The organism is Thermococcus sp., from assembly GCF_027023865.1.
In the GTDB taxonomy this organism is placed as follows: Archaea; Methanobacteriota_B; Thermococci; order Thermococcales; family Thermococcaceae; genus Thermococcus.
Window position 1 is genome coordinate 16,590 of record NZ_JALVUC010000008.1, and the last position, 24,621, is coordinate 41,210.

29 protein-coding genes are annotated in these 24,621 nt (G+C 52.8%); 22 read left to right on the plus strand and 7 right to left on the minus strand.

The window, feature by feature from the left end; all coding sequences use genetic code 11:
• Positions 1 to 34 precede the first annotated feature (34 nt).
• The 4 genes from ppsA to hpkA all read left to right on the plus strand — a co-directional run bounded on the left by ppsA (position 35) and on the right by hpkA (position 5,926).
• Entirely contained in the window at positions 35 to 2,458 is a 2,424-nt protein-coding gene (gene ppsA, locus MV421_RS01715; protein ID WP_297503475.1) for a phosphoenolpyruvate synthase, read from the plus strand.
• Between the two features lie 112 nt (positions 2,459 to 2,570).
• The gene (locus MV421_RS01720; protein ID WP_297421070.1) at positions 2,571 to 3,986 is read left to right on the plus strand and encodes an MATE family efflux transporter; all 1,416 of its coding nucleotides are present in this window, start codon (positions 2,571 to 2,573) and stop codon (positions 3,984 to 3,986) included.
• Between the two features lie 39 nt (positions 3,987 to 4,025).
• Entirely contained in the window at positions 4,026 to 5,447 is a 1,422-nt protein-coding gene (locus tag MV421_RS01725) for an MATE family efflux transporter (protein WP_297503485.1), read from the plus strand.
• A gap of 275 nt (positions 5,448 to 5,722) precedes the next feature.
• A complete protein-coding gene (hpkA, locus tag MV421_RS01730; RefSeq protein WP_297421072.1) occupies positions 5,723 to 5,926 on the plus strand; it encodes an archaeal histone HpkA in 204 nt (67 codons plus the stop codon).
• Between the two features lie 74 nt (positions 5,927 to 6,000).
• Here hpkA and MV421_RS01735 read toward each other — a convergent pair whose 3' ends face one another.
• From MV421_RS01735 to MV421_RS01745, 3 genes are read right to left on the minus strand one after another with little or no spacing between them, the layout of a single operon-like run.
• Positions 6,001 to 6,495, minus strand: coding sequence for a YfcE family phosphodiesterase (locus tag MV421_RS01735; RefSeq protein WP_297421074.1), 495 nt, complete (start codon positions 6,493 to 6,495; stop codon positions 6,001 to 6,003).
• 9 nt (positions 6,496 to 6,504) lie between these two features.
• The gene (locus tag MV421_RS01740) at positions 6,505 to 7,416 is read right to left on the minus strand and encodes a transcription initiation factor IIB (RefSeq protein ID WP_297421077.1); all 912 of its coding nucleotides are present in this window, start codon (positions 7,414 to 7,416) and stop codon (positions 6,505 to 6,507) included.
• Between the two features lie 6 nt (positions 7,417 to 7,422).
• The gene (locus MV421_RS01745; RefSeq protein ID WP_297421079.1) at positions 7,423 to 7,761 is read right to left on the minus strand and encodes a Gar1/Naf1 family protein; all 339 of its coding nucleotides are present in this window, start codon (positions 7,759 to 7,761) and stop codon (positions 7,423 to 7,425) included.
• Between the two features lie 108 nt (positions 7,762 to 7,869).
• Between MV421_RS01745 and MV421_RS01750 the strand changes: the two genes are divergently transcribed.
• The 3 genes from MV421_RS01750 to MV421_RS01760 all read left to right on the plus strand — a co-directional run bounded on the left by MV421_RS01750 (position 7,870) and on the right by MV421_RS01760 (position 9,691).
• Positions 7,870 to 8,727 (plus strand): PfkB family carbohydrate kinase, encoded by an 858-nt coding sequence (locus tag MV421_RS01750; RefSeq protein WP_367184480.1) that lies wholly within the window; start codon positions 7,870 to 7,872, stop codon positions 8,725 to 8,727.
• Positions 8,728 to 8,808: 81 nt separating this feature from the next.
• Complete coding sequence (locus tag MV421_RS01755) at positions 8,809 to 9,330, plus strand: NUDIX hydrolase (RefSeq protein ID WP_297421083.1); 522 nt, start codon at positions 8,809 to 8,811, stop codon at positions 9,328 to 9,330.
• A gap of 4 nt (positions 9,331 to 9,334) precedes the next feature.
• A complete protein-coding gene (locus MV421_RS01760) occupies positions 9,335 to 9,691 on the plus strand; it encodes an Mth938-like domain-containing protein (RefSeq protein WP_297421085.1) in 357 nt (118 codons plus the stop codon).
• Here MV421_RS01760 and MV421_RS01765 read toward each other — a convergent pair.
• The 3 genes from MV421_RS01765 to MV421_RS01775 all read right to left on the minus strand — a co-directional run bounded on the left by MV421_RS01765 (position 9,681) and on the right by MV421_RS01775 (position 12,764).
• Complete coding sequence (locus tag MV421_RS01765) at positions 9,681 to 11,138, minus strand: hypothetical protein (protein WP_297421086.1); 1,458 nt, start codon at positions 11,136 to 11,138, stop codon at positions 9,681 to 9,683. The genes MV421_RS01760 and MV421_RS01765 overlap by 11 nt on opposite strands.
• Before the next feature lie 12 nt (positions 11,139 to 11,150).
• A complete protein-coding gene (locus MV421_RS01770) occupies positions 11,151 to 11,912 on the minus strand; it encodes an ABC transporter ATP-binding protein (protein ID WP_297421126.1) in 762 nt (253 codons plus the stop codon).
• Positions 11,913 to 12,086: 174 nt separating this feature from the next.
• Positions 12,087 to 12,764: a TIGR00289 family protein gene (locus MV421_RS01775; protein WP_297503473.1), complete on the minus strand. Its 678-nt coding sequence runs from the start codon at positions 12,762 to 12,764 to the stop codon at positions 12,087 to 12,089.
• Positions 12,765 to 13,174: 410 nt separating this feature from the next.
• Here MV421_RS01775 and MV421_RS01780 point away from each other — a divergent pair, with 410 nt between their 5' ends.
• From MV421_RS01780 to MV421_RS01845, 15 genes are all read left to right on the plus strand, one after another.
• A complete protein-coding gene (locus tag MV421_RS01780) occupies positions 13,175 to 14,323 on the plus strand; it encodes an inositol-3-phosphate synthase (protein ID WP_297421090.1) in 1,149 nt (382 codons plus the stop codon).
• A 68-nt stretch (positions 14,324 to 14,391) separates the two neighbouring features.
• Positions 14,392 to 14,991 carry a DUF4443 domain-containing protein gene (locus MV421_RS01785; RefSeq protein WP_297421092.1) on the plus strand — a complete coding sequence of 200 codons (600 nt, stop codon included), beginning with the start codon at positions 14,392 to 14,394 and terminating at the stop codon, positions 14,989 to 14,991.
• Positions 14,992 to 14,995: 4 nt separating this feature from the next.
• Positions 14,996 to 15,628 (plus strand): orotidine-5'-phosphate decarboxylase, encoded by a 633-nt coding sequence (gene pyrF, locus MV421_RS01790; protein WP_297421094.1) that lies wholly within the window; start codon positions 14,996 to 14,998, stop codon positions 15,626 to 15,628.
• Complete coding sequence (locus MV421_RS01795) at positions 15,628 to 16,146, plus strand: RNA-binding protein (protein WP_297421096.1); 519 nt, start codon at positions 15,628 to 15,630, stop codon at positions 16,144 to 16,146. The genes pyrF and MV421_RS01795 overlap by 1 nt, the downstream gene beginning before the upstream one ends.
• 1 nt (position 16,147) lies before the next feature.
• Positions 16,148 to 16,612 carry an FAD synthase gene (locus MV421_RS01800; RefSeq protein ID WP_297421098.1) on the plus strand — a complete coding sequence of 155 codons (465 nt, stop codon included), beginning with the start codon at positions 16,148 to 16,150 and terminating at the stop codon, positions 16,610 to 16,612.
• 62 nt (positions 16,613 to 16,674) lie between these two features.
• Positions 16,675 to 17,352, plus strand: a complete 678-nt coding sequence (gene pyrH / locus MV421_RS01805) for a UMP kinase (RefSeq protein WP_297421128.1) — start codon at positions 16,675 to 16,677, stop codon at positions 17,350 to 17,352.
• A 288-nt stretch (positions 17,353 to 17,640) separates the two neighbouring features.
• Positions 17,641 to 17,832: a pentapeptide repeat-containing protein gene (locus MV421_RS10970; RefSeq protein ID WP_366938886.1), complete on the plus strand. Its 192-nt coding sequence runs from the start codon at positions 17,641 to 17,643 to the stop codon at positions 17,830 to 17,832.
• Positions 17,833 to 18,087: 255 nt separating this feature from the next.
• A complete protein-coding gene (locus tag MV421_RS01810) occupies positions 18,088 to 18,432 on the plus strand; it encodes a pentapeptide repeat-containing protein (RefSeq protein WP_297421100.1) in 345 nt (114 codons plus the stop codon).
• A 574-nt stretch (positions 18,433 to 19,006) separates the two neighbouring features.
• Positions 19,007 to 19,177 carry a potassium channel family protein gene (locus tag MV421_RS01815; RefSeq protein WP_297421130.1) on the plus strand — a complete coding sequence of 57 codons (171 nt, stop codon included), beginning with the start codon at positions 19,007 to 19,009 and terminating at the stop codon, positions 19,175 to 19,177.
• Positions 19,178 to 19,217: 40 nt separating this feature from the next.
• Positions 19,218 to 19,421, plus strand: a complete 204-nt coding sequence (locus MV421_RS01820) for a hypothetical protein (protein WP_297421102.1) — start codon at positions 19,218 to 19,220, stop codon at positions 19,419 to 19,421.
• 95 nt (positions 19,422 to 19,516) lie between these two features.
• Positions 19,517 to 20,836, plus strand: coding sequence for an FAD-dependent oxidoreductase (locus MV421_RS01825; RefSeq protein WP_297421132.1), 1,320 nt, complete (start codon positions 19,517 to 19,519; stop codon positions 20,834 to 20,836).
• A gap of 171 nt (positions 20,837 to 21,007) precedes the next feature.
• Positions 21,008 to 21,865, plus strand: coding sequence for a hypothetical protein (locus tag MV421_RS01830; protein ID WP_297421104.1), 858 nt, complete (start codon positions 21,008 to 21,010; stop codon positions 21,863 to 21,865).
• A gap of 105 nt (positions 21,866 to 21,970) precedes the next feature.
• Positions 21,971 to 22,318 (plus strand): ATPase domain-containing protein, encoded by a 348-nt coding sequence (locus MV421_RS01835; RefSeq protein ID WP_297421134.1) that lies wholly within the window; start codon positions 21,971 to 21,973, stop codon positions 22,316 to 22,318.
• Positions 22,319 to 22,350: 32 nt separating this feature from the next.
• Positions 22,351 to 22,701, plus strand: a complete 351-nt coding sequence (locus MV421_RS01840; RefSeq protein WP_297421136.1) for an ATPase domain-containing protein — start codon at positions 22,351 to 22,353, stop codon at positions 22,699 to 22,701.
• Between the two features lie 12 nt (positions 22,702 to 22,713).
• The gene (locus tag MV421_RS01845; RefSeq protein ID WP_297421105.1) at positions 22,714 to 23,313 is read left to right on the plus strand and encodes a hypothetical protein; all 600 of its coding nucleotides are present in this window, start codon (positions 22,714 to 22,716) and stop codon (positions 23,311 to 23,313) included.
• Between the two features lie 49 nt (positions 23,314 to 23,362).
• Here MV421_RS01845 and MV421_RS01850 read toward each other — a convergent pair whose 3' ends face one another.
• Entirely contained in the window at positions 23,363 to 24,601 is a 1,239-nt protein-coding gene (locus MV421_RS01850) for an MFS transporter (RefSeq protein WP_297421107.1), read from the minus strand.
• Positions 24,602 to 24,621 lie beyond the last annotated feature (20 nt).

Consider the following 24,621-nt stretch of genomic DNA (forward strand, 5'->3'; position numbering starts at 1 on the left):
ATCACCCGCAGTAACAGTTTGTGGAGGGATTCAGATGAGTGAATACAAGTTTGTAAAGTGGTTTGAGGAGCTTGGGAAGGAGGATGTTCCCCTCGTTGGTGGAAAAGGCGCCAACCTTGGCGAGCTTACCAACGCGGGAATACCCGTCCCTCCCGGGTTCTGCGTTACGGCTGAGGCCTACAAGTACTTCGTCAACAATGTTAAGGTCAGCAAGAACGACATCGAGAGGATAATGAGTGAAAAGGCCAAGAGCGGCGTTCTCGCCGATGTTCTTGCGGCCGCCCCGGAGGAGGCCAGACCCCTCCAAGACTGGATTATGGACATTGTGAGCAGGACCAACGTCGATGACAGCAGGGAGCTTCTCGACAATACCGCCCTCATAAGGGAGCTTATAGACAGCATGCCCATGCCCAAGGAGATAGCCGACGAGGTTCTTGACGCATATCACAAGCTCAGCCAAAGGTTTGGTAAGGATGCAGTTTACGTCGCCGTTCGCTCCTCTGCAACCGCTGAGGACCTTCCGGAGGCGAGCTTCGCCGGTCAGCAGGAGACCTACCTGGATGTCTATGGCGATGAAGACCTCCTTGAGAACGTCAGAATGTGCTGGGCATCACTCTGGACCGCCCGCGCTACGTTCTACAGGGCAAAGCAGGGCTTCGACCACAGGAGGGTTTACCTCTCAGCGGTCGTCCAGAAGATGGTCAACAGCGAGACCAGCGGCGTCATGTTCACCGCCAACCCGGTCACCAACGACAGGAACGAGATAATGATCAACGGTGCTTGGGGGCTCGGTGAGGCCGTCGTCAGCGGTGCCGTTTCACCCGACGAGTACATAGTCGAGAAGGGCACTTGGAAGATAAAGGAGAAGTACATCGCCGAGAAGGAGGTCATGTACGTCCGCAACCCCGAGACCGGTAAGGGAACCGTTCTCGTCAAGGTCGTCGACTTCCTCGGCCCGGAGTACGTCAAAAAGCAGGTTCTCACCGAGGAACAGATTATTGAGGTCGCCCAGATGGGCGCCAAGATAGAGGCACACTACCAGTACCCGCAGGACATCGAGTGGGCCTACGACAAGGACGACGGCAAGCTCTACATCGTCCAGTCCAGGCCGATAACCACCCTCAAGGAGGTCAAGACAGAGGAAGCTGAAGAGGTCACCGAGGAGATGGAGGTCGTCCTCAAGGGTCTCGGAGCTTCCCCGGGTGTCGGTGCCGGTAAGGTCGTCATAATCCTCGACGTCAACGACATTGACAAGGTCAAGGAGGGCGACGTCCTCGTCACCACCATGACCAACCCGGACATGGTTCCAGCCATGAAGAGAGCCTCCGCTATCGTTACCGACGAGGGCGGAAGGACCTGCCACGCGGCCATAGTCGGAAGAGAGCTCGGCATCCCAACCGTCGTTGGTACCAAGGAAGCCACCAAGAAGCTTAAGGATGGCATGCTCATCACCGTTGACGGAACCAGGGGTGTCGTCTACAAGGGCGTAGTTAAGAGCCTCGTTAAGGAGGAAAAGGAGAAGGCAGAGAGCAGGGTCGTCGTTGCCGGCGCGCCACTCATCACCGCCACCGAGGTCAAGGTTAACGTCTCAATGCCTGAGGTTGCCGAGAGGGTTGCAGCCACCGGTGCCGACGGCGTTGGACTCCTGAGAGCGGAGCACATGATACTCGGCATAGGCGCCCACCCGGTCAAGTTCATCAAGGAGGGTAGGGAGGAGGAACTCGTCAACAAGCTCGTCGAGGGTATCAGGAAGGTCGTCGAGGCCTTCTACCCGAGGCGCGTCTGGTACAGGACGCTTGATGCCCCGACCAACGAGTTCCGCGAGCTCCCGGGCGGAGAGGACGAGCCGATCGAGAGGAACCCGATGCTCGGATGGCGCGGGATAAGGAGAGGCCTCGACCAGCCGGAGATTCTCAAGGCCGAGTTCAAGGCCATCAAGAGGCTCGTCGACGAGGGCTACGACAACATAGGCGTCATGCTCCCGCTCGTCAGCCACCCGGAGCAGATAAGGACCGCCAAGGAGATTGCCCTCTCAGTCGGCCTCGTCCCGCACAAGGACGTTGAGTGGGGCGTCATGGTCGAGACCCCAGCAAGTGCCCTCATCATTGAAGACCTCATCAAAGAGGGCCTTGACTTCATCAGCTTCGGAACCAACGACCTCACCCAGTACACCCTCGCCATAGACAGGGACAACGAGCGCGTCTTCAAGCTCTACGACGAGAAGCACCCGGCAGTGCTCAAGCTCATCGAGAACGTCATCAAGACCTGCAAGAAGTACGGCGTCGAGACCAGCATCTGCGGCCAGGCCGGAAGCGACCCGAAGATGGTCAGGAAGCTCGTCAGGATGGGCATCGACAGCGTTTCGGCGAACCCAGATGCCGTCGAGCTTATCAGGAAGACCGTCGCCAGGGAAGAGGCCAGGGTCAGGCTCGAAGCTGCAAGGAAAGCCCTTGAGTGAGGGTTTTCCCTCTTTTCTACTTCGTTTCCTTCGTTTAGGAGATACTACTTTTCAGAGCTGGCCCTTTTATCCACCCTAAAGTTTTTATACCAACGTTTCGATTGCTATCGTAATGAACGGTGAGAAAGTTGAGGCGATGCGCGAGCAGATAGTGAGCGGCCCCATTGTTAAAACGCTCATCCTGTTAGCCTACCCTCTAATCATCAACAGGCTCGTTCAGGTTCTATACAATCTCACCGACACATTCTGGCTGGGCAAGCTCGGCATGGAACAGCTGGCCGCACCGGGGACCGCCTGGCCCCTCGTCTGGTTCTTCATGAGCATAGGTATGGGGTTTGCCATGGCGGGCTTCGCCTTCGTGAGCCAGTACATCGGGGCAAGGAAATATGAGAGAGCCAACCGTGCGGCAGGGGCGCTCTACTCGCTCATGATGCTCTTTGCGATAGGCGTCGGGCTTTTCGGGGTCATCTCGGCGCCTTATCTCTTGGCCTTCATGAACGTGAGCAACACCGTTTATCCCTACGCCCTCAGCTACACGAGGGTTATCTTTGCCGGGATTCCTTTCTCATTCACGCTCTTCGCCTTTAACTTCCTCCTTAGGGCCATAGGGGACACAAAAACTCCTGTTAAGATAAACGTCGGTACGGTTCTCCTCAATCTTGTTCTAGACCCCCTTTTCATCTTCGGTTTGGGCCCCTTTCCGAGGCTCGGGGTTACTGGAGCGGCCGTTGCAACGATGCTCTCGAACAGCATCGGCTCGATTATCGGTGGCTATCTCCTGTTTAAAGGCAGGGTAGGGATCCATCTAGACCTCGAGACCCTAAAACCGGACAGGCACTTCTACGGCAAGATTTTCAGGGTTGGAATCCCGTCGAGCGTTGGCTCTTCAACCACGGCCCTTGGTTTCATTATTCTAGCGAGGATAATCTTCACACTAGGCGGGGAGTTCGGGAACGCGGCCGTTGCCTTCGCGACGTACAGCATAACCAACAGGCTCACCAACTTCATGTTCGCCTTCTCCGATGGCATAAGCATGGCAATGGGAACCATGGTCGGCCAGACAATCGGCGCGAAGCTCTATGAGAGGGCCAAGGTCATAGCGGAGAGAACTATGGCAATAAACTTCGCGATACTCGGTGCCGGAACGCTCATATTCATCCTCTTCCGCGTTCCTATCTTCAGGTTCTTTATCAACAATCAGGCGATAATAGCCGAGAGCTCCAAGGTTGTCAAGTACTTCGCGGCTTCGCTGCCCTTCTTCGGAATCTTTGATGCCGTAAACAGCACCTTCCAGAGCGCAGGCCACACCAAGAAGAGCATGACCCTCGGGATAATCCGCCTGTGGGGAATAAGGCTACCCCTGAGCTACGGGCTGGGGGTTTTCATGAGGGACACCGCAGGAATATGGCTTGGTATGGGACTGAGCAATTTCCTCGGGGCAGTGATAGCGCTCGCATGGTTCCTCCGCGGGAGCTGGATGAAAAGGATCATCGAGGAAAGGAGGAGCGATGAAGGAACCAGCACATAAATCTTTTATAACAGCGTTTAGATTGGGGTCTGATTGAAAATGGGCGGTGAGAAAATCAGGAGAATGCGCGAGGAGATACTCAACGGCCCCATAGAGAGAACCCTCTTAACCCTCGCAGGCCCGCTAATCGTCAACAACCTTGTTCAGGTGGTATACAACATAACCGACACTTTCTGGTTGGGTAAACTCGGAAGGGAAGCGTTGTCGGCTCCGGGAACGGTGTGGCCGATAATAGGCACACTCATGGCCCTTGGTATGGGATTCGTAACAGCGGGCTTCGCCTTCGTCGGCCAGTACATAGGAGCAGAGCGCTATGAAAAGGCAAACCGCTCCGCTGGGGCGCTCTACTCGCTCATGATGCTCTTTGCGGTGGCTACCACCGTCGTGGCCCTTCTCATCCTGCCATACGCACTCCACTTCATGCGCATCAGCACCAACGTCTACCCCTACTCCTACACCTACGCCACGGTGGTGTTCTTTGGTCTCCCGTTTTCCTTCGCGTTCATGGCCTTCTCCGCGTTAATGAGGGCAACGGGGGATACCAAGACCCCCGTTAAGATAACCCTAATCACGGTTATGGTTAACATAATCCTCGATCCTCTTCTCATCTTCGGCTGGTTGGGCTTTCCAAGGATGGGCGTCGCTGGGGCGGCCCTCGCCACCGTTATCTCGAATGTTATAGGGGCCACCATAGGCTTCTACCTGATGTTCAGTGGGAAGGTTGGAATCCACTTGACGCGGGAGACTCTAAAACCTGACTGGGAGTTCTACGGTAGAATCTTCCGTGTTGGCCTTCCATCAAGCGTTGGCCAGTCCGCCAACAGCTTCGGCTTCATCATCCTCACGAGGATTATCTTCGGCTTTGGAGACGTCACCTACGCCGCTTATATCATCACCACGCGCCTCGTGAACTTTTTGACGAGCATCTCGCGCGGTATAAGCATGGCGATGGGAACGATGATAGCCCAGAACGTCGGGGCCGAGAACTATGAGAGGGCCGGAAGGATAGCACGGCGTACGATGCTCATAAACTTCACGATAGCAAGCCTCGCCGTTCTGATCATAGCGATTCTCCGCGTGCCCATCTTCAGGGTCTTCTTAGACGACCCGAGGGTCATAGCGGAGAGTAAAATCGTCCTTGATTATTTCCTCGTCTCGGTGCCCTTCTTCAACGGCATCTTCATCGTCGTGAACAGAACCTTCAGCTCTGCGGGACACACGAAGAAGCGCATGATCCTAGGCATAATCCGCCTCTGGGGGCTGAGGATACCTCTGAGCTACGCTTTCGGCTATGTTGGGGCTGTAACCCTCTTGGGCGTTACGATACCACTAGCTAGCCTCTTCGACTTCACCAGTAAGGGGGTCTTCTTCGGTATGGGGCTGAGCAATTTCCTTGGGGCAGTGATAGCGCTCGCATGGTTCCTCCATGGGAACTGGAGGAAACGCATCATAGACGAGTGATTCCTCTAACGGGCCCTGTTCCTGCGTTCTTCACGCCCCATCCTCTCTGTGCTTTTCTTTGGAACATACCCGGGAAAGACTTTCTACAAGACTGAACAGTTTTGGGGAACCGTTGATGGTCGTACAATCATTCCAAAGCACCCCTCTGGGGCACTCATATATTCTGCAAGGTGAAAAAGACAGTAGGGGGAAGGAAACGCCTTAATTTACCGAAAGGTTTATATATCTTTGTTTCCTAAAAGGAAACCGAAGAACCCTTTGAGGAGGTGTTATGAATGGCTGAGTTGCCGATTGCCCCGATTGACAGGCTTATAAGGAAGGCTGGTGCCGAGAGAGTCAGCGAGGACGCCGCCAAGGTTCTCGCCGAGCACCTGGAGGAGTATGCCATCGAGCTTGCCCGGAAGTCCAACGAGTTCGCCAGGCACGCTGGCAGGAAGACCGTCAAGGCCGAGGACATAAAACTCGCCATCAAGGCCTGAGGGTCTTCTTGGCTGCTTTCTCCTTCATTTCCACAATTTTCCACTGACCTGTCGGGATGATGGATCGCTTTTGGTTACCAGAAGGTTATCCTCTCAACCCTGATGTTCTCATTATCAACATGGAGGAATGCAAAGCCGGGGGAGTCCATCCTCGGGAAGGTGGGAGAACCGGGGTTTAGAAGGAAAACACGGTCTCCATGGAGGGAGTATGTATCGTGATAAAAGCGGTGAGTATGACCAAAGATTAGGACGTCAACGCCCATGTCGAGGGCCTTGAGCGTTAGAAACTGGGCGTTGAGTGAGAGGAACTGGTGCCCGTGGAGCAGGCCAATCCTAACGTCCTCAACGTCTAGAATCCTCTCCTTAGGGAGATGCAGGTGGTCAGCGTTGCCCCTAACGGCAATTGTAGGGGCTATCGAATCAAGCCGCTCAAGAAGCTCAGCCGAGGTAACGTCCCCCACGTGGAGTATCAAGCAGGGCTTTCGTTTCTCAAGCTCTTTCAAAAGGAGTGAAGGGAGGTTGCCAGTCCTATCGCCGTGATGGGTGTCGCTTGTCACCGCTACCAGCAAGGGGATCCCTCATATCGGGACATTTATGCCGAGCTTCTCAACGAGCTCTTTGTACCTGTTCCTGACCGTCACCTCGGTGACGTGCGCAACCTCCGCAACCTCTCGTTGGGTCTTCTTCTCACCCTCAAGTAGTGATGCAACGTAGAGAGCGGCCGCGGCGAGACCAGTTGGCCCCTTCCCACTCGTTATCCCCTTCTCTATGGCCTCCCTAAGTATCTCCTTCGCCTTCTTCTTGGTCCTGGCACTGACGTTAAGTGCATCGCCAAAGCGGTCAACGTACTCAATCGGACTTGTCGGGCGAAGGTTGAGGCTCAGCCCCCGAGCCATAAAGCGGTAGCTCCTCCCTATTTCCTTTTTGGAGACCTTGGAAACAGCGGCAATCTCATCAAGAGTCCTTGGGATTCCCTCCATCCTACAAGCGGCGTAGAGGGCCGCAGACACCATACCCTCAATCGACCTGCCACGGATGAGCTTTTTCATGACCGCCTTCCTGTAGAGTGAAGCGGCCGCCTCTTTAACCCTACGCGGGAGGCGCATTTGGGCCGCCATCCTATCAAGTTCACTCAACGCAAAGGCAAGGTTACGCTCGGCGGCGTCGTTTATGCGCATTCTGCGCTGCCACATCCTTAAACGTCTGATCTTGCTCCGGTACATCCCACTGATCTGGTTACCGTGGATGTCTTTATCGCGCCAGTCTATATCAGTGGAGAGGCCTTTATCGTGGATCATCAGTGTCATGGGCGCACCGGTTCTGGCGCGCTTGGCCCTCTGGTCTGGGTCGAAGGCACGCCACTCAGGGCCTTCATCAACAACATTCTCCTCAAGAACGTAGCCACACTTGGCACAGACGATTTCGCCCCTCCTCGGATCGTAGATAAACTCGGTAGAGCCGCAAATCGGACATACCCTCTTGCCAGTCAAAAACTTTCACCCCCTTTTTCTGGGGGCAGGGCGTTCCGCCTTCCCGCCCTTAAAGCGCTTCTCCCCGGACATGTCGGGCCGTTTAGACCTGGCCTTCTTAGATCTTGAATTCTTCTTCCGTGAGGAGTCTACATAGAGCAGTGCACCAATGTAGCCTTCAGGATTTCTGACCCTTGGTTTAACCGCCACGTACGGCTTATTCACTGGTCCAAAAACGTCCTTAACAGTTCCCACGAGGGTAAGCCCCTTATCTACCACGGGCGAATTGAGTGAAGGAACCCAGTCGGACCTAAGGATAAGGAAACCCTGCTTCGCGTAGTGAGAAACTTTGCCAAGGCGCCTCATAGCCCCACCCCAAAAGGACATATCCTTTTAAGCTTTTCGCTTTGGCCTTTATAAAGTTTTCGGAGATTTTCCAAAAGCTTTTTATTGAGAGGCGTATAATAGGTCAAGTTGGGGAAACTGATGAAGTGCCTCGTTATAGGACATCTCACTCGGGACATAATCATCCGAGGCTCCCTCATTGAGACAAGAATCGGTGGGGGTGCCTACTATTCTGCCGCCGCCCTCTCAGATTTCTGTAACGTTGATGTCTTGACAAGCTACGGCGAAGATTTTCCGAGAGAGTGGATTAAAAACCTATGGGAAAATGGAATCAGGGTGATAGCAGTCCCCGCGGAGGGGAGCACCATCTACAGGTTAGAATACCTCGATGCAAACAGACGCGAACTGGCCCTCCTCTCAAAGGCCGAGCCAATAAAAGAGCTTCCAGGTGGGGGATATGATATAATCATTTTAAATCCTGTGGCAGGAGAAATAGGGATAGAAACGGTTAAAGCCGCAAGGGAAAGTGGAACGCTGGTCGCGGCCGATGTTCAGGGCTTCATCAGACAACACACCCTTGGAAAGGTGAGAGTAAAAGGAGTCCCATTTGAGGTATTCAAGGGCATCCACGTCCTCCACGCCGACGTCTCCGAGATCAAACACGTCAACGATCTCGACCCGGCTGGGGTGGGGGTGCTCCTCATCTCCAATGGTGAAGAAAGGGGAACAGTGTACAGAAAGGGAAGGGAGTACAGGTACAGACCCGCAACCGTTCAGGTGGGAGAGACCACTGGAGCAGGGGATGTTTTTCTCGCGACCTTCACTTACTTTCACCATGAATACCCCTTCGTCCAGGCTCTTAAGAGGGCCGGAGCACTTACGGCGCTGTTCCTGAAGTACAGACACTTCGATTTTTCAGGGGAAGAGATAAACAAGATGGCAATGAGAGTGTACGTAGAACCTGCCGGGGAGAGGAAAGCACTATAAGGGTGCCGGTGTAACAGAAACACCGATGATGAAACGTCAGCACGCTGAGCCGTGATGAGGAAAAAGAACTGAGGTGATAGCATGGACCGCTACATCCTTCTTCTGAAGACCCCAAAGGACTATGACATTACACCAGTGAGAGGGGAACTGAAAGAGTTCATAACGGAGAAGCATCCCGAGCTGAAGGCGGAGCTCCACAGATGCATCGGTCTGACCGCGGACGTTGTCATACTCTACCGCGGCGGGGTTGTCCTGATAAAGAGAAAGCACGAGCCTTTCAAGGATCACTACGCACTCCCCGGAGGCTTCGTTGAGTATGGAGAGAGTGTTGAGAAGGCCGCAGTAAGAGAAGCAAAGGAAGAAACCGGTTTAAACGTCAAGCTCCTAAGGCTCGTTGGTGTTTACTCCGACCCTAACAGGGACCCAAGGGGGCACACCGTGACGACAGCATTTCTCGCGGCAGGATCCGGGGAGCTGAAAGCAGGGGACGATGCAAAGGAAGTCACCGTTGTCCCGCTCGACGAGGTAGAAAAAGTGAAGCTAGCCTTCGACCACGACAGGATCATTCGCAACGCCCTGAACCCCAAAGACTGCTGGGGGTGAGGGCGTGAAACTGACCTACTCGAACTTCGGAAGGATAACCGTGGACGGAAAAGTCTACGATCACGACATCATCGTCTATCCAAGCGGGAAAGTTGAAAAGAGGAGGAAATGGCTCAGCAAGGAGAAGCACGGGACGAGTCACAAACTTGACCCCGATGAGCTTAGGGAGTACTTAAGAGAGGAGTTTGACGTTCTCCTCGTTGGGACCGGCTTTTACGGAAGACTCTCCCTCCTGCCGGAGAGCAGGGGACTTGTGGGGAAAAAGGAAGTTATTGAACTCCCCACAGACAATGCCGCCGAGAGATTCAACGAAATTCATCGGGAGAAACGGGTTCTCGCGATATTCCACGTCACCTGCTGAGGAACCAGAGCACTATGGCAAGAGCAGTAACCATCAGAACGAGGGTCGGAAGGTACCCTTCAAGGTACCATACGAGGGCGAGCGTTCCTATGGCAAACCCGTTGAGCATCATCAGAAGGAGGACCTCCGCGGAGTCCGTGTCCGGGATTGAAAGCCCCCTCTCGCCGTGGTAGAAAAAGGATAGGGAAACCGAGGAAGTGAGCATGGGAAGAACCAACGCGGCGGGAATGAAGCGGAGGAAGCCGGGACTGCGAAAGGCGGCCAGCAGAACGACTCCAACTGACGTCAGCACTGGAACGAGGCACATGACGAGGAGCTTCGCCCAGAGGAACTCCTCGAGCACAACTGGAAGCGCAAGGAGGGCAGAGAAGTCCCCTCCATCTGTTTTTAGAACCGCGTCGACCCCAATGGAGGCCACCCAGGCCACCATCACAAGGGTAAATTCAACCTTTCTAGGGGTTATACCCCCGGAGAGGGTGCTCAGGGCCGTCGGTAGGACAAGGAATAGAGGGAACAGAAGGCCAACGAGGAGTGCGCTCTTCCTAGCTATTATTTTGAGATCCTTGAGGAAGAGGGCCACAACAGGATGGTGAACCCGCGCCCTGAAGGCAACCCTCCACGAGGATGAGGTGGGAGGGCCTGTCGCTATGAGTTCCCAAACCCTCCCAAGGAGGATGAGGTATAAAGGAACGAGGAGGGCTGTATAAGCGACTATAAGGGCGACGGAGCTGAATGGTTCAACAATTGAAGCGACCGAGAAAGGGTAGGCCAGTGAGTAGCGAGAGAAGAAGGGCAGAAGCTGCTCGTAGTGTTCAATTACATACTTCTGCACGTAGTTCAGGGCATAGAAAATGCTGATGAAAAGGAGAACGCCTAGAACCCTCACCAGCGTCCGGAGCTTAGAGAACCTGCCGCCGACGCTGGTCGAGCCGAAGAGTGTGAAGAGGACTAGGCCGAGGACGTGACCAAGGAACGCTCCGATGAAAACCCAGAAAAGGCCCAAGACTACGGCCAGGAGTGAGTAGCTGGCCATGGCAGAGACCGGCGGGAGCATGGCGACTATTGCAGGAACGTTGTCTAGGGATAGAAGGACGCTGAGATACTTGGCGCCTGTTCTGAGCGGGAGGGGCTTGAGAGGCTCGAATATTCCCATGGAAACCGCGTAGGAGGCGTTGACGGCTGTGGTGTAGAGGGCCATGAAGAAGGGAAGGAGTGAATAGGTGGCAAGGAGAACCGCAGCCTTCCCCTCATTCCCAGCACCCCAAACGGCAACACCCATCATAAGCCCGAAGAGGAGGAAAATCACCGACTGAAAGGCAATTCCACGCTTTACATCGCCCGTCTTTCGCAACTGCTCCTTGAACTTCCCCGGGTCGGCCGCTATCTGCGGGTTGTTCTTGAGTCTACGGTAATGAAGCTCCCGGTAGAGAACCCTCACTACATCCATCGCACTATCCCCTCAAAGGGCCTCCTTCAGTGCCCGCACTATGCCCAAAACCTCGTCGCGGCTCTCGGTGAGCTTGAGAAAGACGTCCTCAAGGCTCTCCTCGTGCGCAAGCCCCTTGAGCTGTTCGACGGTGCCCTTGGCTATCAGTCTGCCGTTGTAGATGACCCCAACGCGGTCGCAGATCATCTCCGCTAATGCCAAAACGTGGGTTGAGAAGACTATGCTCTTCCCTTCCTCCTTGAAGCCTAGGAGAAGCTCCCTCAGAATCCTCGCGCTCTTGGGATCGAGACCGTTCATCGACTCGTCGAGGATGAGAACAATCGGATCGTGGAGTATCGCGCTTATGAGGGAGATCTTCTGTCTGGTTCCGAAGCTGAGAGAACCTATCATCTCTCCCAGATACCCCTCGATGCCAAAGGCCCTCACAAGGGCATCAACCCTCTCCTGGAGCTTCTCCTCAGGGACCCCCCTAACACTGCCCACGAAGTTGAAGAACTCAACCGGGGTGAGGCTCTCGTACAGTGCTGGAGTTTCCGGGACGTAACCGGTTATTTCCTTAATGCGAAGGGGGTCAGCAGAAACGTCGATTCCCCCAACAAGAACCTTTCCGGAGGAGGGAGGCAGAATCCCGGCGAAGATTCTCATCGTGGTGCTCTTCCCGCTCCCGTTAGGCCCGAGAAGGCCGTAAATCTCGCCGTCATCAACGTGAAAGCTGATTCCATCGACGGCCACGGTGGAACCGAACCTCCTGACGAGGTTTTCGACCTCGATCATCATACCACCGGCTATAATAATCCCCCGCGTTAATAAACTTTCGCCCGCGTCAACTGGAGAAGAACCCATCCAAGAAGCCCTTGAATAGACCAAAGCCCTAATAAGGCCAGTCCAAACCTCTACGAGCACGTTCCAAGGTCTGGCTCGGGTTAGATGTGAGGAAGGACTGATCCTTCAGCCCTTCTTTTCTAAGTGCGCCCTCTTTACCTCAAGCACGCCCGAGTAGCTACATTCATCCCATCTCTTCTCGACCTCATCGAAGACTATCCTCGCTTTGAAGAACGGTGCATCGCGAACGAAGGTCTCGAACTCGCCACCTTCCCCAGCCACGTGAATCTTGTACTTCCCGTTGAGCTTAACCAGCTCTTCAAGTGCTTTTTCATCAATCTCCCGCCCGAGCCAGCGCTCGTCAAGGCCATAAGCGGCAGTCCCCACAACCACGATGTCGAAGATGTCTATAAGTTCGCGCATGTAATCAACTGGGTCACGATGCCATGCAGGGGCAAAGCTCTCCAAGCCAAGCTCTTTGGCCATCCTATCGACCCTCCGCTTCTGATATTCGCTTGCCAAGGCGCCTGAGACAATTCCATCAATACTAAGCCCCCCAAGGACGATCTTCATATCCTCAACTTCCTTCTCCTTTTCGCCGGAGGTAAAGCCTTTGACGAGGGAAATCCCTATAGCCCTGGCCTGAAGCTCTGTCAGGTGGATGTTCGGAACGTGGTACATGTAGCTCTCGTCACTCTCGCTCACCATCGAGACGAGGTATTTGACCTCAAACCCCTGCTCTAGCGCCCAGTAGAGGGCATAGTTCGAATCCTTCCCGCCGGAATACAGCACCGCAACGCGCATCTCCTTCACCTAAAAAGTTAGTCAATTTAAATCAAATCCTGGATGAATTGAGAAAGCCCTAAGGAACCTTAAAAAGGTGATGTCGATGCAAAAACGACAATGATTCTAACGGGGACTACCGAAAGGAAGACTTACACCGCGCGATAGCCCTTCCCGGGAAGAACAAAATTCAATCTCAAGGAAAAGGGCAACAAGAACTCCCCACCGTATAGAGAAGTTCCGGAGGAGTGGGTATCAGCTATGAAGGCCGCTTTACGGCGGAACCTCCATAAAGGGCCTGTTCATCCTCAAGATGATTTCACCCATCTTCGCACTGGACCGGCACCTTATTTCATATCCCCAAAAGTTTCGCAAGCGAAAACTATTTAACTATTATAAAATATCTTACACCAACAAAGGAGGTGGAGGAAATGGTTAGGGTTGTCATACTAGGACAAGGCTACGTTGCCAGCATCTTTGCAAGCGGACTTGAGAAGATAAAATCCGGAAAAATGGAGCTTTACGGCGTTCCCCTTGCCGACGAGCTTCCGATCAAGATAAAGGACATTGAGATAGTCGGATCCTACGACGTCGATGCGGGCAAGATCGGTAAGAGCCTCTACGAGGTCGTCAAAGCCTATGATCCGAACGCTCCGGAGAGCCTAAAGGGAGTAACTGTAGGGAAGGGCATTCACCTGAGGAGCCTCAGGAACCTTCCGATCCAAGCGACCGGTCTCGACGACGAGATGTCCCTTAAGGAGGCTGTTGACCATCTCGTGAACGAGTGGAAGGAGCTTAAGCCCGACGTCTTTGTCAACGTGTGCACCACCGAAGCGTTCATTCCCTTCGAGAGCAAGGAGGAGATAGAGAGGGCCATCGAGGAAGACAACCGTGACAGACTCACCGCAACTCAGGTCTACGTCTACGCTGCCGCCAAGTACGCAAAGGAAGTTGGAGGAGCGGCCTTCGTTAATGCCATCCCCACCCTCATAGCCAACAGCCCCGCCTTCGTCGAGCTGGCAAGGGAGAACAACCTAGTCGTCTTTGGCGACGATGGAGCGACCGGGGCAACTCCACTCACCGCGGATGTCCTCAGCCACCTCGCCCAGAGGAACCGCTATGTCTTAGACATCGCCCAGTTCAACATAGGTGGCAACAACGACTTCCTTGCTTTAACAGACAAAGAGAGGAACAAGAGCAAGGAGTTCACCAAGAGTTCGATAGTCAAGGACCTCCTCGGCTACGACGCCCCACACTATATAAAACCGACCGGCTTCCTCGAGCCTCTCAGCGACAAGAAATTCATAGCGATGCACATCGAGTACATCAGCTTCAACGGTGCCCATGACGAGCTTGTTATAACAGGAAGGATCAACGACAGTCCAGCTTTGGCAGGTCTCCTAGTCGACCTCATCAGGCTCGGAAAGATAGCTGTCGAGAAGAAAGAGTTCGGTACAGTATACGAGGTCAACGCCTTCTACATGAAGAATCCGGGACCGAAGGAGAGGAGTAATATACCGCGCATCATAGCCCACGAAAAGATGAGGATGTGGGCGGGCCTCAAACCCAAGTGGCTCTGAGTTTTCTTCTCCAGTTTTCCAACAACCTTTTAATCCCCACCTTCTAATTTTCTTTTGGAGGGAAGTGGATGAGCTGGAAGAGGGGAGCCTATCCCGAGTTCACACTGGAGGACGTTGTGGCTGTTCTCTTCATGCTCCGCGAGCCGGTCGGGAGAAAGACAATCTCAGAGGTTCTTGAGCTTGGTGAGGGCAGCGTCAGGACGCTTTTGAAGAAACTCTCCCACAGGGGGGCCATAAAATCAACGCAGAAGGGTCACTCCCTGAGTGCCGGTGGTGAAAAACTCCTGGATGGTATTGAGAGAAACTTTTCGGGGACAGCCCAGGTCGGGACTGTTGAGGGACTTCCTGCCTTCGCCTTGAGGGTAAAGGAACCGGGGGACTTCAAAAGCATCGAACTCCGAGACGAGGCAATAAGGTTTCATGCGAAGGGCGCGATGATACTCGTGGTAGAGAACGGGAGAATCGTCTTCCCAGAGGATGGAAGACCGCTGAGCGAGACGATGCAGGAGCTCACGGAGCGGCTCGACCGCCTGATGCCAGAGGAAGGAGACATGGTGGTCGTAACCTGGGCAGAAAGCCCGGCTAAGGCAATGAAGAGCGCCTACCACGTGGCCCTGTTCGTAAAGGGGGATGAGACTCCCGAGGAAATAAAGTCCCTCGTGAGGTGAAATGATGAGCAGGCTCATTTTAGCCCTCGACGTCTATGAGCGCGGAAAGGCCCTTGAGATAGCCGAGTGTACCGCGGACTACCTCTGGGCAGTGAAGGTGAACTGGCCGCTGATAATCGGCTCGGGCCTTGGAATCCTCACCGAGCTGAAGCAGGTTACAGGTCTTCCCATCATAGCCGACCTAAAGCTCGCGGACATACCGAACACTAACAGGCTGATAGCGAGGAAGGTTTTTGAAGCCGGGGCAGACTACATCATAGCCCACGGATTCACCGGAGAAGACAGTGTTAAGGCAGTCATGGAGCTTGGGAAGACGATAATCGTCGTCGAGATGAGCCATCCCGGTGCAAAGGAGTTCATCCAGCCTGCAACCGATAAGCTCATCAAGATGGTCAACGAGCTGGAGCCATTCGGGATCATAGCCCCAGCGACGAGACCGGAGCGCGTTGGCTACATCCGCTCGAAGCTGAAGCCAGGGATTAAGGTGATAACGCCAGGTGTCGGTGCCCAAGGCGGAAAAGCTAAAGACGTTTTAAAGGCTGGGGCCGATTACGTCATCGTGGGGAGAACCATCTACCAGAGTGAGAACCCGAGGGAGAGTGCGAGGAGCATCTTCGAGGAGCTGGAGGTGGTATGATGGAGCTGAAGGTCAAGCATCCACTCAGCAAGAAGGAAGTCAAAGAGATAATCCGCGAGATGGGTGAGATTTTCGGCGAGGAGATAGCCGGGAAGATGCTGAGCAAGAAGGACAGGGTTGAGCTGGCGGAGTTCGACAGGACGACTGACATAATCCTCGTCAACGGGAAACCCTTCTTTATAAAGAGGAAAGAGCTGGTCTTTCCGCTGGTTATAGCACTCTACGGGCTGTCCAACGAAGAAGATTTAAGAAAGTGGCCAAGGCGCGTTGTTGTCGATGCCGGCGCCATCCCCTTCATCCTCAAGGGTGCCGACGTGATGGCCGCTGGTATAACGGACGCCGACGAGAACATCAGAGAGGGAGACTTCGTCTTCGTGGTTGAGGAAGACTACGGGCGGCCGCTTGCCATAGGAGTAGCCTTGATGGACGGGGAGACAATGAAGGAGAAGCCGAAGGGCAAGGCGGTGAAAAACATCCATCACGCCAAGGATAGGATATGGAACTTAACGGTGGGCTGAGATGAGCGAAAAGCCACCCGAGAAGGAAAACAGGAAGATCCGGGTTCTCGTTGGGGGAGTCTTTGACATCCTCCACGTCGGTCACATTCACTTCTTGAGCCAGGCAAAGGAACTCGGCGACGAGCTTATCGTGATAGTGGCAAACGACGAGACTGTGAGGTTGCAGAAGCGGAGGGAACCCATAAACAGCGCCGAGGAAAGGGCAGAGCTTTTAAGGGCACTGAAGATGGTAGATGAGGTGTACATAGGAGCACCCGGGACGATAGACTACGACCTTGTGAAGCGCATCGATCCGGACGTGATAGCTATAGGTCCGGACCAGACCTTCAACTGCGAGAGGATGAAGGAGGAGCTGAGGAGACACGGGATAAAGGCAGAGGTTATACGCATCCCCTATCTCTACAAAAGCGACCGCGCTAAGACGAGCAAGATAATCCAACGTATAATAGAGACGTACTGCGAGTAATTGCCGTATTTACGGCAAGAAAAGGTTATAAATGCCCTCCAATTAGCATCGTGAGGGTCATCATGAGAATAGTCTTTGATGTAGGCGGTTCGGTTCTGGTCCCGGACGACCCGGACATCGATTTTATCAAGGCAATAGCGTACGAACTCGTCAAGATAAGCGAGGACCACGAGGTCGCGGTGGTAGTCGGCGGCGGCAGGGTGTCCAGGAAGTACATCCAAGCCGCGAGGACATTCACACCCAACGAGACCTTCAAAGATTATATAGGGATACACATTACCAGAGCCAACGGAATGCTCCTCATAGCAGCGCTCGGCGAAAAGGCTTATCCCTTCGTCATCCAAGACTTCCGTAAGGCTTGGGAGGTCATCCAGCTCAAAAAGATACCGATAATGGGCGGAACGCACCCAGGCCACACGACCGACGCCGTTGCTACGCTCCTCGCCGAGTACCTCCAGGCAGACCTTTTGGTTGTGATCACCAACGTTGACGGCGTCTACGACTCCGACCCGAGGAAGAACCCAAACGCGAGGAAGCTCAACAGGATGACGCCTGATCAACTCGTTGAGATAGCGATGGAGGCCGAGAGCAAGGCGGGCGGAAGCGGTGTTGTCGATGCTTTAGCTGCGAAGTTCATCCAGCGCGGAAGGATAAAGACCTACATCGTCGGCAAGGAGGACGCATACCACCTCTTCGACGTTGTCAAAGGAAAGCACAACGGGACCGTTGTGGAGCCTTGAAGTTTCTATTCTTTTGTTTGCTTTTGACAAAGGTTCTTATAATCCTGGAACATAAGGTGCATTCATGGCAGGAAATGGGCATATGAATGAGTCGATTTTTTTTACAAGAAGAACAAAACTCTAGAGGAGGAGAGGCAGTTCTGGAAAGCTTTTTTCAGAAAATTCAAGCCAAGGATAAAAGAACATGAAGTTGATGGATGAGTCCAGAGAGTCCCCGTTTTTGATAAACCTATTGACGCCAGCGGCTTTATTTTTCCAGATATCTCACATGAGCCCGTCAAGGTTTTTATAGATGGAGTTGAGAGGGAATTCTGCAATAGGGACGACTGCGTTAACTTTCGGGGAGTTGTTTTTAAAGAAGACGTGAACTTTGAACATGCCATTTTTGGATACGTATCATTTTATGGTGCAGTCTTTGAGAAAGAGGCATATATTTTAACAACTCAAAAATATACAGCACAGATCGATTCGTTTTTATAAAGACCTCTCTTAAGGGAGAGCTTACTTCAAGGATGTAACATTAAAGAACGTGTGGTTTCAGTTAGCCATGTTCTCAGGAAGGGTGAAGTTTAGTGGAGCAACCCTAATTGCTGTGTCTTTTGATTCGGCTCGATTTAAAAAAACTAGCCGAATTTGAGGGGGACGACTTTTGAGGGGGCCGCAAGGTTTTCTGATGCAATTTTTGAGTCAATGGCTAATTTCTGGAGTTCTAAAGAAACCTTTTTTAATGGGCCGGTGTTCTTCGAGAGGGTGCATTTTGCGGATAAAGTTCAATTTGAAGGGGTTGTGTTCAGGGATACTGTGAATTTCCATAGAACTCAATTTAAAAAAACTTCAAGCTTTTATGGAGCAAAGTTTCTTGGAAATGTTAATACCCTCTCTATAGTAACATTTGAAGGAGATACACAATTTAGTGAGGTTGTTTTTGAACATAGTGTCAGTTTTCAAGGCTCAACTTTTAGGGGAGTTGCACAATTTATAGCCACAGTGTTTTGTGGGAATGCTGACTTCATAGGAGCAACCTTTTATGAATATGATTACTTTTGCATATGCTTATTTTGGAAAGGGAGCTATATTTAATGAGGCAGTATTTAGGAGAACTGCAACGTTTTCTGGATTGGTATCTTAATATCCTAAAACTCAGCAGTTGATAAATGAGCTATCTCAACTGGGTTGTGAGATATGTCCCAAACACAAATTCAACGATAAACTTAGTTTTTCTAATTCTGAATTTCACACAGTTAAATTTGTTGAAATCAATGAGGACAGTTATTTTGATAATGAATGCTTTTGCCAAATTTTTGTCAGGATTTACTTCACTGTTTAGACTTCCACAGGCACTTATTGAAGCCGCCCGAGTTCGGCGTTTGAGCTTTGAACATGAAGGCAAGCGCGACGAAGCCGATAGAATGTTCGTCCTTGAAATGTGCGCCAAAAGAAGGGCATACATAAAGAACGCACGGACTAAGTTGGAAAAACTTAAAGTTCACACTCACAACTTTATTGAATGGCTCTTAGCGGATCTGCCTCGGAATACGGTACGAACTGGGTTCAACTCTTTCTGCTTTCCCTGCTCGTTATTATCGGCAACTCAGTTCCATACGCCCTCTAGAGCGCCTATATTAAAGGCTTCCCTCAAGCCCCAAATTACTTTATCCGCTTTGCCAACGCCCTCTACTACTCCCTCGTCACCTTCACCACCCTCGGCTACGGCGACATGCACCCGACCGGCTGGCTCAAAGCCCTGAGCGCCCTTGAAGCATTGACCGGAGCGGTCTTCATGGCGCTTATTGTGGCTCTCATAGCGAGGAAGTGGATGCGGTGAGCGGAAAGGTAATTAACCTTCGTTCCAAACGGTGAGAGTGATGGAAGCTGATCCGATAAACGTCCTCCTCTACGATATACGCGAGATGAAGAAGCGCCTAGATGAGATGGAGAAAGAACCCCTGAAACTCAAGGCAAAGCTTGTAGAAGAGGAAGCAGGGGAAAGCCCGGAGGAAATCAAAGCCCTTGAGGAGGAGGCTCTTAAAAACGGAAAAGACTGCGAGAAGCTCAAAATCAGTTCCTAGAGTGGTCGTCATTCTCAAGGTCGAGCCACGCGAGAAAGCGTACCGCTAAGCTAACCCTTTTATACCCCCTTTCCCTTCTCTCCCTGGTGGTGTCCATGAAAGTCGTCGTCATCGGTTCTGGCACAGCCGGGAGCAACTTCGCCCTCTTTCTCAGGAAGGCCGATATGAAGGCCGAGATAACCGTCATTGGGAAGGAGCCAACGATGCAGTACTCCCCCTGCGCCCTGCCGCACGTGATAAGCGGCACGATTGAGAAGCCCGAGGACGTGATCGTCTTCCCGAACGAGTTCTACGAGAAGCAGAAGATTAAACTCATGCTCGGCACCGAAGTCGATGGGATAAACCGCGAGAGGAAGGTTGTAGTCACCGATAAGGGAGAAGTTCCCTACGACAAGCTCGTTTTGGCGGTCGGCTCCAAGGCCTTCGTCCCGCCGGTAAAGGGCATCGAGAACGAGGGAGTCTTCACGCTCAAAAGCCTCGAAGATGTGAGGAGGATAAAGGCATACATAGCCGAGAGGAAGCCAAAGAAAGCGATTGTCATCGGAGCCGGTTTGATAGGCCTGGAAGGGGCAGAAGCCTTTGCCAAGCTCGGCATGGAGGTTCTGGTTGTAGAGATGATGGATCGCCTAATGCCAACGATGCTCGACAAAGACACGGCAAAACTCGTCCAAGCAGAGATGGAGGGGCACGGTGTCTCCTTCCGCTTCAACGAGGGAGCCAACGAGATAATCGGAAGTCCAGTCAAAGCCGTTAAAATTGGAGACGAGGAAGTCCCGGCAGATCTCGTTTTAGTTGCCACGGGAGTTAGGGCGAACGTCGACCTGGCGAAAAAGGCCGGCCTCGAAGTCAACAGGGGAATAGTGGTGAACGAGCACCTTCAGACGAGCGACCCTAATATCTACGCGATAGGGGACTGCGCTGAGGTCATCGATGCGGTAACGGGGAAGAGAACGCTCAGCCAGCTCGGAACGAGCGCGGTGAGAATGGCGAAGGTTACAGCGGAGCACATAGCAGGCAAAGACGTCGTCTTTAGGCCCGTCTTCAACACAGCCATCACGGAGCTCTTCGGCCTCGAGATAGGCACCTTTGGAATCATCGAGGAGAGGGCAAAGAGGGAAGGCATCGAAGTAGCGGTCGGCAAGTTCAAGGGCTCGACCAAGCCCGAGTACTACCCCGGCGGAAAGCCAATAACGGTCAAGCTAATCTTCAGAAAATCCGATAGAAAGCTCATCGGTGGACAGGTGGTTGGTGGAGAACGCGTCTGGGGCAGGATAATGACGCTCTCTGCCTTAGCGCAGAAGGGCGCAACCGCTGAAGACGTGATCTACCTTGAGACGGCCTACGCCCCGCCGATAAGCCCAACGATAGACCCGATAAGCGTTGCCGCGGAGATGGCACTGAGGAGGCTCCGTTGAGAACCTGCCTAAAGGGTCCGATTTTTTGATTTTTGCTCAACCGACCGAGGATAGCCCTCGTCGGATAGGTCTTCAAAGTGGACATAACCTACTACAAGACCAAAATCTTTTTAACCCCAAAATTTATTCTCCTCCAACTACAGGTAATTAAACACCTTGAGGGGTCAAAAGATGAAGAAGGCGGGGATGATTTTAGCTGTAATCCTGCTGACCAGCTTGATGGCGGGATGCATAGGTGGAAAAACGGAGGTCTCCCACTCACCTGCGGGTGAAATCTCCAGTGGCACCCCATCGGTGTCTTCTACGGCTTCCTCAAAGTTCCAGCAGTACCCGCGGGAGGAGCTGCTAAAGAACATTAAAAGGATACACCAGTTCAGTTTTCTCGAAAACACGAGCGTTGAACTCAACATAGTTGCGGAGCGGGGAAACTTCACCCAGAATAGCAACGCCACTGCGATCTACCACCGGAGGGGTTACATCGACCTTGAAGGAAAAAGGGCAGATATCAACACGACCACAATAACCTTCCCAGGGGGCACCTCAGTGTTCACAAGGACCATTATCGTTGGAGGAGATTTCTACGTATTCTTCGGTGGAAGATGGATAAAACTCACCAACAACTCCCACGCCTTCCTCAATAACATTCTCAACATGACGTGGAAGTACAACATCATTAACCTTACGGGGCGGTACCTCCTGGGAAAACCCTTCAGGGAGGCTTTTAAGAACGGGACTCAGCTCCTCTATTACAACATCACTAATGAGGACTTGAGAACTATCGCGGAGGCGTTCCTCAGGGGCGATGCCAACCCGACATTCAACGTGACTAACGGTGTTCTCGAGCTTCGTTTTAGAAACGGCGTTCTGATCGGGGGCAGAATGGGGTACCATATGAACGTTCACATTCAGGGGGAGTACTTTGGGGAACAGGTTAACGTTTACGAGGCTGGGAACGTCTACGACGAGTTTGTTGTGTTTGACATTAACATCAAGAAGCGTGTCAATCCCCCCGAACTGGAACGCGCCTGAGGAAAGCCCTTTTATTTACCCCAAGCCCGTATCCAAGCGAACATAATTGTTTTAAGCTCTACACAAAGCTATTTAACCCACAAAGAGAAAAGACATACGGTGAGAATGATGGACATCAAAGGGAGGATATCCACCGGAGTTTCCGGTCTCGATCGGATGCTGAACGGTGGGTTTGTGCCAGGTAGGGTGTACCTTGTGAGGGGTGATCCAGGTCTTGGAAAGACCACGCTCTCGATCCAGTTCCTAGTGGATGGCATGAGAAGGGGAGAGAACGTCCTGTACATAACTCTGGAAGAGCCATTTGATATGGTGCGCGAGGATATGAAGGGGTTTGGCCTCGACCTGACAGGCCCCCATTTTATGGGGATAGACGCGACTCCCGTTAGAAGGAAGACCCACATCTTCGAGGACGTCCGCTATGCTGAGTTTGCCGAAAGTCTTGAGAATTTATAACCGCCATTGAGCAGAGGCTGAAAGAAAGCAGAATATCGAGGGTTGCAGTTGATCCTATAACCATGTTGCGCCTCACGGTGAACGACGAGCTTGCCTATCGGCGTCTCTTTATAGACCTCGTCAAGATTTTTACCAAGTACAACACTACGGTGATTATCACCTCTGATATAGGGGAGCCTGGACGTTTCGGAATTGAGGACTATCTCACCAGCGGGGTTATAGAGCTGAGGAGATATGAAGTCGAGGGCAAGACCCTTAAAGGCATTAAAGTGACAAAGTTCAGAGGAAGTCCGTTTGATGAAGATGTAAGACCCTACGCTTTCACCGATGCTGGCATTGAGGTCTATGAGACCGAAAGACTGTACGAGAGATCAACACCATGAGGGGGGAGGCCTATGGAAGTTGCTCCCTCACTCCTTGATAAATTCTGTGATTCCCTCAAAAAGGGGGACGTGTTACTTATTGAGTCCGAAGGTGGGGTACCCCCCAACCTCCTTTTTAACTTCTTAAGAAGGAGAGGTGCAATCCCCCTGCTTGCCGTGATACCAAAGGGTCTACCGGAGGTGAAGGATTGGAACTCAACAGATGGCAAACTACTCATCCTTGGGCAGGATGTTGACCCTGACAAGCTCTACGAGCTCATCCGCATTATCCGACAGCAACCAGAAGGAACCTATATTTTGGTTATACACCTAGACTTACTCCTTTTAAAGCGCGACGAGAAGACAGTCTTCATGTTTCTTGAGGACCTGACAAACGCTGTTCAGAAGGGAAGCACGCATCTTATAATAACCGTTGACAAAAGGATCCTCTCCCCAAGACAGATGGCTGCGTTCGAAAGCTTCTCCTCCTACATTATTGAGATCACTGAGGAAATAACCGGCACTCAAGTAACCTACCACCTACGAGTTAAGAGAGCTCCCAAAGGGGGTACCGACTTTTATATCTTTGACCAGAAGAACGGGGAAATCATCTTAAAGAGGCCTTCCCTCTGAATTTCTAAAGCCTCGTGCCACCCCGTTGAGGGTGTTCCGCCAGGGTGCATCACTCCGGAAGCCTGAGCGCCAGCAGGAGGGCTAACCCGAGCGGCACGAGCGTGCCCATGAAGTCCAGCTCAAAGCTTATTCCCGAGAGGTAGCCGCCGATGAGAGGCCCAACCACCCAACCAAGGCTCATCATCGTGTTGAGCAGACCCATCCCCTGCGCCCTCTCGCTCAATTTCACTTTCCCGGCCACATACGCCGAGGTGGAGTTGATTGTAAGAACCCACTTGACGCCCGAGAGGAAGGCAACGCCGAAAATCAACCAGACGTTTTTAACGATGGCGTAGAGGAAGAACGCCGCTATGTAGCCCGCTATCGCCAGGAGGTAGAACTTCCTGGGGCCGTAACTGTCGATGAGTCTGCCTAGGTAGTAACCCGTTAATGCCGCGGCCAGGCTCTCAACGCCGAAGATAGCGCCAACACTCCAGCCGCCGAAGGTTCTCTCAAAGTAAACGGGCGAGACAGAGTAGAACTGCCCGCTCGCGACCATAACCAGCAGGACCGTGAGGTAGAAAAGGCCAAGCTCTCCGCGGAGGAGCCTCCTAAATGCAGAACCTCCCACCGTTGCGCGCCAGCCCTCCCTGCCCTCCTGGACGAGTATCATGCCAAGGAGAGAGCGCCTCCCTGTGGGTTTCTCGCGTATCATGAGCACAATGAACACGGAGAGAAACAGCAAAACCCCAGACAGGAGGAAGATGCTCCTAACGCCAAGGTAGCCCGAAACGGCCGAGCCAATGAAGTTGCCGACCATATAACCGGCGTTCTCAACCGAGTTGAAGAGGCCGAATATCGAGCCTGCCCTGGTTGAGAGTTCAGAGATCAAAGCGGAGTGCGCGGGCGTCAGTGACGAGCCGAAAACACCCTGAAGGGTCCTAAGGATGAGAACCTGGGTCGGTGACGCCGCGAAGGCCATCATGGCGTAGAAGAGGCCCATCGAACCGATGCCAAAGGCTATGAACCCCTTCCTGTTGCCACTCGAGTCGGAGAGCCAGCCAAAGGGATACTGAAAGATGGTTGAGGTCAGGTTGAAGGCGACGCTCAAAAGACCGACCATAACCATGCTCGCCCCGAGGTAGCGCGTGTAGACCCCGAGGTAGGGGAAGGCCATACCGAAGGACATGTTGGCTATGAACATTCCAAGGGCGAGGAAAAAGACGTTCCTCCGCCTAACCCGGAGCTTTTTAAGTTTAAGAGTCCTCTCGCGCTTTCCTTGGATAACAACCTGCTCACGCTTCGGCATCAGCCAAAAAAGGAGAGATT